Source organism: Enterobacter sp. 342, assembly GCF_036663495.1.
GTDB lineage: Bacteria > Pseudomonadota > Gammaproteobacteria > Enterobacterales > Enterobacteriaceae > Enterobacter.
In genome coordinates this window covers 140279-153760 of sequence record NZ_JAWUEI010000006.1, presented here as the reverse complement: position 1 = coordinate 153760, position 13482 = coordinate 140279, and the positions used below count along the sequence as shown (strand labels likewise).

12 protein-coding genes are annotated in these 13482 nt (G+C 51.6%); 2 read left to right on the top strand and 10 right to left on the bottom strand.

Annotated elements, in window-relative coordinates:
- Nucleotide 1 precedes the first annotated feature (1 nt).
- The 5 genes from V6E55_RS07250 to V6E55_RS07230 form a co-directional block, all read right to left on the bottom strand.
- On the bottom strand, nucleotides 2-1360 hold the full coding sequence (locus tag V6E55_RS07250) for an McrC family protein (protein ID WP_316942483.1): 1359 nt from the start codon (nucleotides 1358-1360) through the stop codon (nucleotides 2-4).
- Nucleotides 1357-3339 (bottom strand): AAA family ATPase, encoded by a 1983-nt coding sequence (locus tag V6E55_RS07245; protein WP_316942482.1) that lies wholly within the window; start codon nucleotides 3337-3339, stop codon nucleotides 1357-1359. The genes V6E55_RS07250 and V6E55_RS07245 overlap by 4 nt, the downstream gene beginning before the upstream one ends.
- Nucleotides 3340-3453: 114 nt before the next feature.
- Nucleotides 3454-5109, bottom strand: a complete 1656-nt coding sequence (locus V6E55_RS07240; RefSeq protein WP_316942481.1) for a glucan biosynthesis protein D — start codon at nucleotides 5107-5109, stop codon at nucleotides 3454-3456.
- Nucleotides 5110-5351: 242 nt separating this feature from the next.
- On the bottom strand, nucleotides 5352-6125 hold the full coding sequence (locus tag V6E55_RS07235; protein WP_316942480.1) for a transporter substrate-binding domain-containing protein: 774 nt from the start codon (nucleotides 6123-6125) through the stop codon (nucleotides 5352-5354).
- A gap of 10 nt (nucleotides 6126-6135) precedes the next feature.
- A complete protein-coding gene (locus V6E55_RS07230) occupies nucleotides 6136-7305 on the bottom strand; it encodes a pyridoxal phosphate-dependent aminotransferase (RefSeq protein ID WP_316942479.1) in 1170 nt (389 codons plus the stop codon).
- Nucleotides 7306-7419: 114 nt separating this feature from the next.
- Here V6E55_RS07230 and V6E55_RS07225 point away from each other — a divergent pair, with 114 nt between their 5' ends.
- Complete coding sequence (locus V6E55_RS07225) at nucleotides 7420-8262, top strand: LysR family transcriptional regulator (RefSeq protein WP_316942478.1); 843 nt, start codon at nucleotides 7420-7422, stop codon at nucleotides 8260-8262.
- Here the strand turns inward: V6E55_RS07225 and V6E55_RS07220 are convergent.
- The 5 genes from V6E55_RS07220 to V6E55_RS07200 all read right to left on the bottom strand — a co-directional run bounded on the left by V6E55_RS07220 (nucleotide 8249) and on the right by V6E55_RS07200 (nucleotide 12900).
- Nucleotides 8249-9754: a carboxylesterase/lipase family protein gene (locus V6E55_RS07220; RefSeq protein ID WP_316942477.1), complete on the bottom strand. Its 1506-nt coding sequence runs from the start codon at nucleotides 9752-9754 to the stop codon at nucleotides 8249-8251. The genes V6E55_RS07225 and V6E55_RS07220 overlap by 14 nt on opposite strands.
- A gap of 43 nt (nucleotides 9755-9797) precedes the next feature.
- Nucleotides 9798-11141: a 2-oxoadipate dioxygenase/decarboxylase HglS gene (gene hglS / locus V6E55_RS07215; RefSeq protein WP_316942476.1), complete on the bottom strand. Its 1344-nt coding sequence runs from the start codon at nucleotides 11139-11141 to the stop codon at nucleotides 9798-9800.
- Nucleotides 11142-11410: 269 nt separating this feature from the next.
- The gene (locus V6E55_RS07210; protein ID WP_316942475.1) at nucleotides 11411-11929 is read right to left on the bottom strand and encodes a 2-oxo-tetronate isomerase; all 519 of its coding nucleotides are present in this window, start codon (nucleotides 11927-11929) and stop codon (nucleotides 11411-11413) included.
- An 11-nt stretch (nucleotides 11930-11940) separates the two neighbouring features.
- Complete coding sequence (locus tag V6E55_RS07205) at nucleotides 11941-12387, bottom strand: DUF421 domain-containing protein (protein WP_114977283.1); 447 nt, start codon at nucleotides 12385-12387, stop codon at nucleotides 11941-11943.
- A gap of 9 nt (nucleotides 12388-12396) precedes the next feature.
- Nucleotides 12397-12900, bottom strand: coding sequence for a hypothetical protein (locus V6E55_RS07200; protein ID WP_316942474.1), 504 nt, complete (start codon nucleotides 12898-12900; stop codon nucleotides 12397-12399).
- Nucleotides 12901-13037: 137 nt separating this feature from the next.
- Here V6E55_RS07200 and V6E55_RS07195 point away from each other — a divergent pair, with 137 nt between their 5' ends.
- On the top strand, nucleotides 13038-13427 hold the full coding sequence (locus V6E55_RS07195) for a YdeI family stress tolerance OB fold protein (RefSeq protein WP_316942473.1): 390 nt from the start codon (nucleotides 13038-13040) through the stop codon (nucleotides 13425-13427).
- Nucleotides 13428-13482 lie beyond the last annotated feature (55 nt).

The window sequence follows — 13482 nt, the reverse complement described above, 5'->3', positions numbered from 1 at the left end:
TTTAATATTCGTGAAATGCGCGGCTGCTTTGTTGCTCATCATAAATGAATTCAGGCTTATCTTCAGGGAAGCAACTAAACGAATCCTGCCATTCGCCTTTCACCAACCCACCAGACTCAAGGTCAAAGGGCACACACCATAGAGATAAATCTTCGTCGAAACGGAACACCGGTAATGGCGCAGCAAAGTACTGATGACGCGGATAAATCAGCATCATATTGCCTTTCCCATGAAGATACTTTTGCCCATAGGCGAACATCTGATACAGGTCCGGCTGGCTGATTTCATACTTCCTCAGACCATCATCAGCTCTGCTATCTAATAGCTTCCATTTAGCATCCATCACCACCATCTGCTCACCGGTGATAAGAAAGTCAGGTTTAAGCATGAACCATCGTTGAGATGACTTTTCGCCAACAGGAACATGTTCTAACAAGTACTGGCTCTTAGTCTGCTCAATGAGCTGGTAATCGTGATTCAACGCTCCAGCCAGACCGTATCCTACCCAGCCCTCATATAACTTCTCCATAGGGAACAACAAAGAAATTCCCTGCTGCAATCCATATTGAAAATCTGGATTCATCTGTTCAAGAATGAGCTGGCACCACGGCTTTATCGCGCGATAGCCAAAGAGATATTTACCGTCACTCCACTGCCTCATTGAATGTGTTGTACTTCCAGAGATCGGCACTATGCCATCCAGTTGGTGGCTAAGTGAATTTGCCTGCCTCCAGCTCTGCCCTTGTCTGGTCATTTTGAGAGTCCAGTCTAAAGCAGTCCGTAGCAGACGGTTTTCAATACGCTGAGGGGAGAACTCGGCATAGCGCACATGGAAATGAGTGCCTCTGCCCGGAGGCATTCTCATTTGCGCAGTGACATCCAATTGACCACGGATGAACGCACTATGTTCATCCTCAATGAGGTGATAATCGAAACGCAGTCCTTTGCGTACTAAATCAGCAAGATGTCGCAGGAACTCACTGATTATCCATTCATGCAAAGGTTGGTCACTGCTTTGTAATACCGCCAGACTCGCCTCACGAGGTGTAATTCCTGTAGAGATGCTTAGCATTTGGCGTAAAAGCTGACGCAGTGGAACTATCTCAGTTGGAACGTCAAGAGTGGTTTTTGGCAGAATTTCAATTGACTCGCCAGTCGGGGATTGCAAATAACCGACATAGCTTCCCAAACGCAAAAATCGCCTCCCTTCCCGGCTGAGAATTTGAGAGGTACCACTCCACTTTTGTTGTAATTGCTCAAGCCAGGAAAATGTTGCTTCAGAGACAATCCCCAAATCCATACTGGCTGGTTGAGAGTTATCACAGGTAAGCAGAGCATATTCCCGGACCTGAATCATCATGCCACAATGCCTTGATAAGCTTCTGCCGACGCGAAAGCATGTCCATTGATACGAAAACGCCTGTCAGACAGGCTATCTGCAATATCTTTCGGGAATAGCGCAGAAAATGACGGTAATTGTGCTGACTGTTGCAAGAGAATAAAACGGTTTTCTTTCGCTTTCACTGAATCATTAAGCACCCAACCGATACGCTCATAATCATCAAAGAAATACTCTCTCAGCAATGGAATGAGTTTTTCCTGGAAGATGCTGGCAAGACAGGCTTCACGGTCGGCGTTATTTTCTAATTTCTTTAATGGCATGAAGTAAGCATGGCCAATCATATGCTCACTATCCAGCAGTGCTTCGATACGTTGATTAATGCGCGTTAACAACGTTTCAACATCAACACCAAACGCGGTGACCCCAGCTAATAACTCCGGTCGTGAAGGCATTTCGGTAAAGCTAAAGCGTCGTCTTAGCGCCAGGTCCATTTGTATCAGGGATTTATCCGCAGTATTCATCGTCCCAATGACATAGACATTTCCTGGCACGGAAAACAGCTGTTTAGAATAAGGCAGGACTAAGGAACGGGCATCTTCAGCCCCCAATCGTTTATCGGATTCCAACAGAGTAATCAATTCACCAAAGATACGGGCAATATTTCCCCTGTTTATCTCATCAATAATAAGCACATGCGGTAATGCTTGATTATCACTTGTTTCTACCGGGGCCAATAGTTGAGACAGTTTTTTCCTGTCAATTGAGGCATCCCTCAACTCATATAATGTCATTTGTGAAAGTGCTTTTAAAAAAAGCTGCTCTTTCGGTAAACTTGGTGAATACGTTCGTAACCAGTTGACCTTACGCATTTGGTGATAGCCTACGCGTTCATCATTTGGCAGAAATTGATAATCCCCGGCGATCTCGGCAATGGCCCTGAACTTATGATTACCATCGGAAATAATAACCAGATCACCATTCCGAATGATATTTTTAAACATGTTGACCGCGGTCAACATGTATTCACTTCTCTCAACCTGGCCTTCATTCGATTCGTCTATGCGTAATCGGACATCCGCAGGAGTAGTGCAGCCACTAAAATCAAGATTATCTCCCCAACCCAATAAAATATAATTGTTCGCAAGGCACTCATCGAAAATATAATCTTCACCGTCAAGAGTATTTCCAAGAGACATTTTCCAAATCCGTCTCCCATTCAAAGACAATGACTGGGTTGAACTACCACTCGTTTTAACTTCAGCATTCAGGCACAGCTGCTTAAAAATACCATCCATAACTTCGTAGCGAAGCGTACCCGAGCTTTCATCAGTAGTCGCACGAATACCCTCGATAAAGTCCTCATACGAGAAACTTTGATGGAAAGTGGTAAACATGATGCGCTGCTTTTCTACCAGCATCTGATACCGCTGCTTTACCTGTTCCCGTAAATCATAGCCATGATGCTCACGCGTAGCCTGTTGATACCATGCATTATCCGCAATTTTGACTGCCATTTCGGTCGTCGTGTAGGTTTTACCCGTGCCCGGTGGCCCAAAGAGAATCTGGTTTAAGGGATACATTAACGATTGCTCCTTGTTTTCGTTGTCTCTTTTTAATCCAGGCTGGGTGATCAAAGAGGGCTGGCCTCCCAACAAATTCACGAGCGCCTGTAGCGCTTCGACTGATTCAACATCAGCCGCATAACCATATTGGGATGTACCGTTATCTTTCGGATAACGTCGGTAGCTGGTGCTTTTTACTTTTTCCCAAAGGCAGTGGAAACCCTCAATGCGATCAATTTCCGCCTTTAAGGCAACGGAGTCTGGTGCAAGAACTAATGGGCTCTTGTTAACAACGCCGTCCCGACTGCGTTTGACATACAGATACTTTCCATCTCCGAGCGGATGCTCAGATGCGTAGCTTGGTTCGAATTTTCCGGGCTCTAGCCGGTAACCCAATTCATTCAACGCCTGGTATATCTGGAGCGAATTCAGCATTTCCTACACCACTCCTTGATGAAAAAGAAGCACAAATGCGAACATATGAAAATCATGATTTATGACTGTTAATCGCCCGGCAGCGTTACGCTTACCAGGCGCAGTTCAACTCGATTAACGCATTACCCTGTCATCAACGTACTGACGTTTGTCCGGCGCTGGCGGGAAATACTGATACAGCCAGGTTTCACTGATCGCGTCGCCCTGGCAGCGCAGGAACAAACGCATGTCCACCGGATCTGTCGAATCGGATGTTGGATACCAGTCAAACAGAATGCGATAGCCGTCAAACGGTTCAACGTAAAGGATCTCAACCTGCTTCGCTTCTCCGGTGGAGAGCGTAATGACCGGCTCGATGCCTTTTGGTGCAGCCGCTTTCAGGTCGCCACCGACGAAGTCGATAGCGAAGCGACGGGCCCACACTTTCGGGTAATTTTCGCCTGGTGCCCAGCCTTCCGGGAAGCCACCCATCCCGGTGCGGGTCGCGAAGACCGTTGCCAGCGGAGAACGCACTGGCGGCATGGCGCTCCAGTAAAGGCGATATTTGAAGTCCAGCTCGTCGCCTGCTTTGACGGCTTTTTCCGGCTGCCAGAAGCAGACGACGTTATCCAGTGTTTCACCCGTCGTCGGGATCTCCATCAGGCCAACTGAGCCTTTGCCCCAGTCATTACGCGGTTCAACCCACAGGCTTGGGCGTTTGTTATACCAGCCCATCACGTCCTGATAGTGAGAGAAATCACGATCAAGTTGCAGCAGGCCGAACCCTTTCGGGTTTTTGTCCATATAGGCATTGAACTGCAGCTTCTGCGGGTTGTTCAGCGGACGACAGATCCACTCCCCATTACCTCGCCACATTGCCAGGCGGTCGGAGTCATGAATTTGTGGATGAATGGTGTCACACATGCGGCGTTCGTTATTGCCGCAGCTGAACATGCTGGTCATCGGTGCGATGCCGAGTTGCTTAATGTCCTTACGCGCATAGAGATGGTTTTCCACCTCCATAATCACCTGGCTCTTCTCGCAATGGATCACGAATTTATAAGCACCGGTGATGCTTGGGCTGTCCAGCAGCGTATAGACAGTAAAAGTGGTGTCGCCGGGTTTGACGGTTTCGAACCAGAACGAGGTGAAATCCGGGAACTCTTCCGGTGTGTCAGTAAAGGTATCTACCGCCAGACCACGAGCGGAAAGACCGTACTGGTAGGTGTCATCAACCGCACGGAAATAACTCGCACCGAGGAAAGAGACGATATCGCGACGCGCCAGTTCAGGGGCTTTAAACGCACGGAAGCCCGCAAAGCCGAGATCGCTTTGACCTTCAAGCTGTTTGGTATCCACACCCGTTTCACCGTAGCTGAACAGCTCCGGACGGAAGTGGATCTCGCGCGCCATTGAGGTAGACTGGTCGAGCGAGAACATCCGCACGCGGCGACGGAATCCCATTCCCATATGGAAGAACTGTACGTCCAGTTGACGCCCTTCAATGTTATTCCACAGCGACTGTTTTTCATCGTAGCGGATGGCGTTGTACGCCTGCGGCGTCATGGTTGCCAGCGTGTCCGGCAGCGGGCGCGGCGCACCACCCCACGGGGTTTTCGCCAGGTCATGCGCCATGGATTGCAGTACGGAGAAGTCAAAACGACGGCTCTGACCGTCAGCAATGTCAGAGTCAGCAGCGTATGCCGCTTTGGAAAACAGGGAAGCAAGGCCAGATGTGCCGCTCAGGGCTGCCACTGCCAGCGAGCCTTTTAAAAAACGTCTGCGATTCATGCCTGGAAAAACGTCCTTATGGTCGTGTGAATGTGTTTCGCGCTCGGCGAAATGACGGCAAGAAAGAACGCACAGCCTAAACAAAAATGGTTAAGAATCCAATTGTTGGCCGGTGATTATATGAACAAAGTGTGAAATATTTTCTGTCGACCAGAACGGCCCGAAAGTGGTGTAAAGAAAGCCAGGAAAATGTGTATAAAAATGCCCCGGTGCGACATCAATCACCGGGGCCAATGAGGCGGTTATTTTACGCTGACATCGATACCCGGGAAGTACTTATCAGCGAGTTTAGCGATCGTGCCGTCGGCACGTACTTTATCAATCGCGGCATCAAGTTGCTTTTTGGTGGCCTCATCCCCTTTACGCAACCCAAAACCGATCCCACTGCCGAGGATAGTGTCGTCAGACACCGGTTTGCCGATGAAGCCAAACCCTTTCCCCTGCGGCTTACTGAGGAAACCTGCCTGCCCGGCCGCGGACATAACCAGCGAGGCATCGATACGACCATTCAGCAGATCGCCCCAGGCCATATTCTGATCTTTATAAGACACCACGGTGACACCCTGCTTTTCCCAGTGCTCTTTCGCATAGGTTTCCTGAATGGAGCCTTGCAGCACACCGATGGTTTTACCCTTCAGCCCTTCGGGTGTAGCCTCTACCGCTGTACCGGCCTTGCCGACCAGTTGCGACGGAATGCGGTAGATCGGTTGGGTAAAATCAATGCTCTTGCGGCGCTGTTCGGTGATATTCATCGCCGAGTTGATCGCGTCGAATTTCTTCGCCACCAGCCCCGGAATCAACGCATCAAACGACGTTTCGACCCACGTACACTTCAGCGCTGCGGCTTTACAAATGGCATTCCCCAGTTCAACGTCAAACCCTTCCAGTCCGCCCGACGCATTGCGGCTCTCAAAAGGCGGATATTCCGCTTCCAGACCGTAACGCAGCTCGGTAGCCGCGAAGGAAGAAAAGGTACACAGCAATCCCATGCCGACAACTAACGCGCGTAATTTCATCCAATACTCCTCAGCGTGGTTTAACCCGACACAGGGCCTGGGCACCTGCCCGTAACGTCGCCTCATCTTTCGCAAAAGAGAGACGAATCAATTTATTATCCGTGCCGTCCGCATAAAACGCCGACAGAGGAATGGTGGCAACGCCATACTCAACGATGAGTCGTTTCACCAGCTCGCTGTCACGCTCATCGCTAAACTGGCTGTAGTCCGCCAGCATGAAGAACGATCCGGCACTCGGCAACAAGGTAAACGGCGAATCTTCAAGCAGGCTTCGCAACAGATCGCGCTTACGCTGGTAAAACGCTGACAGCGACAGCCAGGTTTGCGGATCAACCATATGCTCAGCAAATGCGTGCTGCATTGGCGTATCGGCAGAAAACATTAAAAATTGATGGACTTTACAAATCTCGTCCATCAGTACCGCCGGAGCAACACAGTACCCCACTCGCCACCCGGTTACGTGATAGGTTTTTCCGAAAGATGAGATAATCACGCTACGCTCAGCCAGCTGCGGGTGGGTGGCCATCCCGTGGTGCGGTTCCCCATCAAAAACGACGTGTTCGTACACTTCGTCAGACAAAATAATGATATCGGTATTGCGCGTCAGCGCCGCCAGCTGCTGCAGGTCATTAGCTGAGAAAACCTGACCGCTCGGGTTGTGCGGGGTATTGATGATAATCATACGCGTACGCGGGGTGATCGCGGCACGCACTTCATCCCAGTTGACGGCAAAATCCGGCACCGTGAGTTTGATGGCGACCGGGGTTGCCCCCTGCAGTCGGACAATCGGGGCGTAACTGTCAAATGACGGTTCAAAGTAAATTACTTCATCGCCCGGGTGGACCAGCCCGCTGATTGCCGAATAAAGTCCTTCGCTGGCGCTGGCAGTGACCAGTACTTCGCTACCCGGGTCATACTGCGTGCCGTAGAGGGTGGCAATTTTATCCGCGATACGCTCTTTTAGCGGCTGCAGACCGGTCATCGCTGCGTACTGGTTATGCCCTGCCTCCATTGCGCGAGTGACGCCCGCAATCAGCTTCGGGTCGCAGGAAAAATTCGGTGCGCCCTGAGAAAGGTTAATCGCGTTATGCTGCGCCGAAAGCTGGCCAATAACGGTAAAAATGGTGGTACCCACATCAGGCAATTTAGAGCGTGTTTGCACCGGCGTTCGTAAAGTCATCCTCTTTCCCTTCTCATGGACATTGCATAACTATTCAAACAACAAGTGAGTTGTCGGGACAATCGAATTGTTGTCATAATAGCCATGAGAAAAATGCATAGCTGAGGTGTTTATATGTCGCGCCGTTCGCTCCCGCTCAATGCCATCGACGCATTTTTAGTCACCGCGCGTCACCTGAATCTCACCCACGCCGCCGCAGAGCTTTGCCTGACCCAGGGGGCAGTGAGCCGCAAAATCGCTTCCCTTGAAGCGTGGTTTGGCTTTCCGCTATTTGAGCGTCATGCGCGTGGGCTGCGGCTGTCACCGCAGGGAAGCGCCCTGCTTCCTGAACTGCAATCTTCTTTTGAGCAATTGCTGACGGTGGCAGATCAAGCCCGTAGCCAGCAAACCGTCATCCGCTTAAAAGCCCCCACCTGTGCAATGCGCTGGCTGGTACCCCGCCTGCTGGAAGTGGAGCGTGAACAGCCAGATCTGCAAATTGCATTGACTACCACCACCGATCACAACGTTAATTTCAAAACCGAATCTTACGACGCGGCCATTGTGTTCGGCACACACATGAGTGCCGGCGACCTGCTGTTTGAAGAGGCGTTAACCCCGGTGCTTAGCCCCATGCGTGCGAGCGCCGCACTGGGAACGCTGACATTTCTTCACCCGACGAGGGATAAGACAGACTGGTCATTGTGGCTGGCAAAACAGGAAGGCCCGGGTTTTGTTATGCACAAAAATCAACACTTCGACACAATGGATCTGGCTATTACGGCCGCCATTCAGGGGCTGGGTGTCGCCATTGCCGACGAAACGCTGGTGGAAGAAGATGTCCGCGCCGGAAGGCTAACGCGGCCCTATGAGACAAGTATAAAAACCGGCGCGAGCTACCGACTGGTGCTGCGCGAAACGCCCGGCGAGGGAAATGGGCTGGCGGCGTTTCGCGCTTGTTTGCTTAGTCGAGGCTGACGTGATGCTTCATCACCCGCTTGAAGAGACTCATGCGGGCGCGCATAAAGCGGTTTTCAAGCCTGAAATCTGCATGTTTATTCACTCCAATGCGTAACATAACGTCCCGCCCTTTGCGGCATGCGGGCCAGTGTGTGGGCCCCGGTAGGATGTCGCGACGACCGGCGTCACGCGCGAAACTTACCCAGTAATCGGCAACATGGGCTGCAAACTGGAGATCGCGTGCATTGACATACTGACGCGACGGTTCCACCTGACCGAGGGTATCAAACACATAGGGAACCTCGTTGCCATGCCATGCACCGTTGATATAGGTGGCATGTTCCGCTTCCGCAACGTAGTCAAACCAGTAACGCCAGCACAATCCGCCGATGCGCTGCTGAGCCTGCATCACCACATATCCCATTGTCGTGAACGCCATGTCGCGGCACACCTGCCTGCCCAGCTCTTCGTCCCCTTTAACGCCCGGATAGAGCAATTTTATCAGCCCCAACCCAAAACGACGTTCGCGGCGCAGTTTCTGGATTTGCCCGGCGAGATCGATGCCAAACACTGCCATCACGCTGGCTTCATCGCTGTTTGAACCAATCATCACCGGCACAGGATGTTGTCGGGCGGCAAAGAAGACATCGAGCATCGCTTCCGGCAGAACGCAATCCCCGACGATGGGCGCCGGGGCGATGTTCAGCGGTGCAGTTAACGGCCAGAATACATCGGGCGGGATAGCTCGTAGCTCCTCAGCTGTCGCATTCTCCAGGCCAAAATGGGCGGCCAGCGCTTCCCCTTTCTGCAATGCCTGCTCGCGCGGCGTGTCAGGTAAGGTGTAACCGCTTTGTACAATCGCTTTATGGAACAACCCTTCTGCCAGCGGAGAGGCCAGCAGTGAAAGCACGCTGCGTGCGCCAGCGGATTCGCCAAACAGGGTCACGTTGTTGGCATCGCCGCCAAACGCGGCAATGTTTTCTCTCACCCATTCGAGCGCGGCAATCTGGTCCAGCAGGGCAAAATTATGCACGACGCGATCTTCTTCGCCCTCCAGTGCAGGATGGGCGAAAAAGCCAAGATGACCGAGGCGGTAATTGATCGTCACCACTACCACACCGCGCGTTGCCAGCGCTTTACCGTTATAGGGCGGCAGACCACCAGCACCAATGGTAAACCCGCCGCCGTGCAGCCAGACCATTACCGGAAGCGGCTCCACGCGGTCGACGGGAGACCAAACGTTGAGATAAAGACAATCTTCAGAGAACTGGCCCGGATCGCCGCCCCCTAACTCCTGGCAATACTCGCTGCTTTGCCAGCTTGAGGCCGAAAAGGCGGTGGCCTCGCGAAGTCCATCCCACGGTTCAGGCGGTCGCGGGGAGCGCCAGCGCCACTCGCCCACGGGCGGTGCGGCGTAGGGAATACCGCACCAGACATGGACATTTTCGTCGGTTAAACCAGACAGTGCGCCGCAGCGCGATTCAACCACAGGGGCGGAAGGATTTTGCATAACGACCTTATATTTTCCATCACACCCCAGCAGAGTAACGATTTCAGAGCAAACCGCAACGCTGTTTGCTACGTACTTCAGCCTCCTGATAAAGCGTAAACTCGTCAAACACCTGGCAGCCCAGCGCTGCTTCAAAGGCATCACGGCTGGCATTACCGTGGCTGCGCGCCTGGGTTTCGTTCCCGAGATTGGACTGGAATATCCCGGCGGCGCTGACCGGCAGGAAATCTTCGTAAGTAATTGGCTGAGCGACCACCCACCCGCGTTCAATCAGCGGCTGCGGATCGTCTCCGGGACGAAACGCGTGGCGATGCGCTTCCCCCGCAGGCGTCAGACGATAGCGGAAATAGGCCAGCTCCTGACGACGCATTAGCATTTCGCTGTCCGGGAAAGCGTTAAAGATCTCCCGCAGATGCAGCTGGTGGGTCAGGTTATCTTTACCGGTACCGGCCTGTGCGAGCAGACTATCGTACAGTTCACGACCTTTCGGGGTCAGGGCTACGCCGCGCTGTTCAATCTCACCAAAGCGCGCGGTGTGGGTGCCTTTATGTTCACCGGCAAACAGCACCGGTTCTTCCAGCGCCTTAAAGCTGGTCTGACGCAATAAGACGGGAACCTCCCGACGAGGCGGACCTTCGATCAGAATTTTAGGTTCGATACCGTACTTGGGCATCAGCTCCTGCACCCGGTCGATATCCAGCGTGCGCGGCGTAAGGTGGTTAATATGGCACCCCGGGAAGCAGACCACATCGGCAATAAGCCGGTGCTCGTTGTGCAGCGCCAGATAGGTTTCCTGATCGACCGTCGCATGACGATGCCAACGGAAGGTTTCCAGCGCTTCCTGCACAAATTCGTGCGCCTGTGCGTCAGTAAAGTGTCCTTCCGACTCATGGAGATCGATCAGTTCCAGACAGCGCGGGGTGAAGATGTTCCGATGTGACAGGATCTCCGCAGCACGTTCACGCAGCGCAACGTTTTCAATCAATTCAAGACGCAGCAGTGAAGTAAAGATACGAAACGGATTACGGCACAGCGCCGCATCGTCTACCGGACGAAATGCTGTTGAGTGGACCGGCACCCCCGCCTGAGAGAGATCGTAATAGCTGACCGGGTACATACCCATAATGGCAAACATACGACGCAGGGTTGAAAGTTCTTGTGCCGTGCCGACGCGGATCGCCCCGTGGCGCTCCACGTTCAGGCGCGCCAGTTCATCGGCATTAGCCAGTTGTTCATGTAATAGCGGGTTATTTTCCAGAACCGCCAGGTTTACGTCCGCGACCAGTTCGAGCAAAGTGCCGTATTGCGGAACTTCCTGCTGGTACATCGCCGACATAGCCTGCGAAAAGCGTTCCCGAATGTCATCAGCCGTGATGGTGTTCGCCATGATGTCATGCCTCCAGTGAATATTACCTGGAGTGTAGAGAAACCCGTTCCTTCCGGGGGGAAGAATTTCTGAATTGTGATCTTAAGACGACAGTGGTCAAACCGTGTGCTATCAACCCCTGGCCAGGCCAGGCGGAACCGTCCTTTCGCCTCGCTTTTGTTACGAGGATTATCCTTATAATTATTTAGGGTTTCGTTTCCTGGCAATAGACATTATTTTTACTTTATATCGGCTGCAAATCATGCAATTTATCACACCATTTCGTGAGTTTAACCGTTATTCCCGTCAAACAATGTCGTCACCAGCTCGGCCAGCGCGTAATGCACCGCTTTTTCCACCACATCCTGGCAGTCACCGGAGAAAAGCACGGTGCGGGTCTTCGTTTCGCCCCGTATGTTCCACGCAAAGCAGACTGTTCCCGCCGCCGTACCATCGTCGCCCCCCTCCGGGCCTGCGTATCCGCTGATGGCGATGCTGATATCAGCCTGGGCAATGTCGCGGATACTGGTGGCCATCTCGCTTACCGTCTGTTCGCTCACAGCAGTAAACCGCGCCAGCGTCTCAGGACACACGCGGAGGATCCGCGCTTTGGCTTCATCGCTGAACACAACGAGGCCGACATCATAAAATTCGGCGGTGTTTTCCTCTGCGCAAAGCGCCACCGAGAGCTTTCCGCCCGTGCAGGATTCCGCGGTGGTTAAGCGAAGCCCGAGATCGGTTAATTTACTCGCCAGCTTCTTCGTCAGTTCACCCACTGTATTATTACTGTCGTGAAAAAGATTGCTCATTTTGCCGCCTCTTATTTCCCGAAAGGAATGATTGAAATATGTCCATTGCGCTCAAGTATGGCATATTTAATGTCGCTTATTTTTGTAATTCCATTATTTTGACGTGCTGACACCAGAATATCATCACAAGATACATCGACTTTTTCCAGTTTATCGATTAACGGCACGCCGTTCTCGACCAGAATCACAGGCGTACCATCCAGAATATTCTCCACCGGGGAAAAATACTTCTTCATTAGACCAAATATAATATCCACCACCACCAGCGTAGTAATGGTAATCATCGCACCGGTGACGGAAAAATCCTGCCCGAGAAGCGCCTGCTGTGTGGCTTCGCTAATTATCAAGAGCAGAATGAGATCAAAGCTGGTCATCTGCAGCAGTGCGCGCCGTCCGGCCACTTTAAATACCACTACGAGGAACAGGTAAATAGCCAGCGCGCGAAAGACCATATCCATATCAGCCTCCTAGGGGTAAATAAATTGCCAGATGTTAATCTCCGGCTCGCTGTTTACGCGGATGACAGTGTTCCATTTACCGGCTCTGGTAGGCGTCGTGAAGAATAGCACAGAGAAGCGGTCTGACTTTTTCAGGTTGTTATAGACAAAAAAAAGGGTCCTGCCGTGGCTGAACATGGTGTCCGGCTGCGGCCAGATGCTGCCGGGTTCATAAACATCACTGGTATCGCTGGTCATGCTGAGGACATACTTCCCCTCGGTTTGCACCGAAAACACGAGCTGCATCCGCGTCTCTGTCTCCCGTCGGCCAAAGCGTTCATAATTTATGGTCAGTGACTTAGCGGAATTCGTTTTGACCTTGTCGCTGACCATCCCGCTTGAAAACAGACCGGCAATGGCCGCGACAATAACTCCCAAAAGAACAATAAAACCAACCTGACGAAACGCGTATTCAAACGTCAGCAAGCGATAACTCTCATCTATCCCGGGTAACTTTTCATTTTCACGTTTCATGGTCATCGTCACCGTTTCGCTTATTATCCGATAATTTTGATTTCTAACGCGAATGTTTTTAGGACTTATCACATTTGCCACATAAAGGAATAGCAACAATACTTAATAAGTCAAGAAATCAAAATGAAGGACACCCGATGAAATTATCACGCATTTCTGCTTTTTTGATATTTCTGGCTCCAGTCGTCTGGGCAGATAATAACAGCGGATTACAAAAAGGCGAAGCCCCGCCGCCACCGCATTCGCTTGATAGTGGATATCGAGGAACCGATGATGCGCGTATTATGACAATCAGTCAGGCAAAACAAATGCATGATGGTGCGACAATTTCATTGCGCGGTAATCTTATTGATGGCAGCGGCGATAAGTTTGTATTTCAGGATAAAACCGGAAAAATCGACGTTATTATTCCCCAGGCAGTCTTCGACGGCAGAACGGTAAAACCCGACCAGATGATCAGTATCAACGGTTCGCTTGATAAAAAGTCATCGCCTGCCGTCGTCCGTGTTGATCGTTTGCAGAAATAATTCAGCGAATCGTTAACGCTGCAGTTATCCATCAAATCTCACCCCTTGGCTTAAG

Bases quoted from the DNA above. Each gene is read 5' to 3' on its own strand.
- V6E55_RS07250 (WP_316942483.1), bottom strand. From the start codon at position 1,360: ATGATGATTCAGGTCCGGGAATATGCTCTGCTTACCTGTGATAACTCT.
- V6E55_RS07245 (WP_316942482.1), bottom strand. From the start codon at position 3,339: ATGCTGAATTCGCTCCAGATATACCAGGCGTTGAATGAATTGGGTTAC.
- V6E55_RS07240 (WP_316942481.1), bottom strand. From the start codon at position 5,109: ATGAATCGCAGACGTTTTTTAAAAGGCTCGCTGGCAGTGGCAGCCCTG.
- V6E55_RS07235 (WP_316942480.1), bottom strand. From the start codon at position 6,125: ATGAAATTACGCGCGTTAGTTGTCGGCATGGGATTGCTGTGTACCTTT.
- V6E55_RS07230 (WP_316942479.1), bottom strand. From the start codon at position 7,305: ATGACTTTACGAACGCCGGTGCAAACACGCTCTAAATTGCCTGATGTG.
- V6E55_RS07225 (WP_316942478.1), top strand. From the start codon at position 7,420: ATGTCGCGCCGTTCGCTCCCGCTCAATGCCATCGACGCATTTTTAGTC.
- V6E55_RS07220 (WP_316942477.1), bottom strand. From the start codon at position 9,754: ATGCAAAATCCTTCCGCCCCTGTGGTTGAATCGCGCTGCGGCGCACTG.
- hglS (WP_316942476.1), bottom strand. From the start codon at position 11,141: ATGGCGAACACCATCACGGCTGATGACATTCGGGAACGCTTTTCGCAG.
- V6E55_RS07210 (WP_316942475.1), bottom strand. From the start codon at position 11,929: ATGAGCAATCTTTTTCACGACAGTAATAATACAGTGGGTGAACTGACG.
- V6E55_RS07205 (WP_114977283.1), bottom strand. From the start codon at position 12,387: ATGGATATGGTCTTTCGCGCGCTGGCTATTTACCTGTTCCTCGTAGTG.
- V6E55_RS07200 (WP_316942474.1), bottom strand. From the start codon at position 12,900: ATGAAACGTGAAAATGAAAAGTTACCCGGGATAGATGAGAGTTATCGC.
- V6E55_RS07195 (WP_316942473.1), top strand. From the start codon at position 13,038: ATGAAATTATCACGCATTTCTGCTTTTTTGATATTTCTGGCTCCAGTC.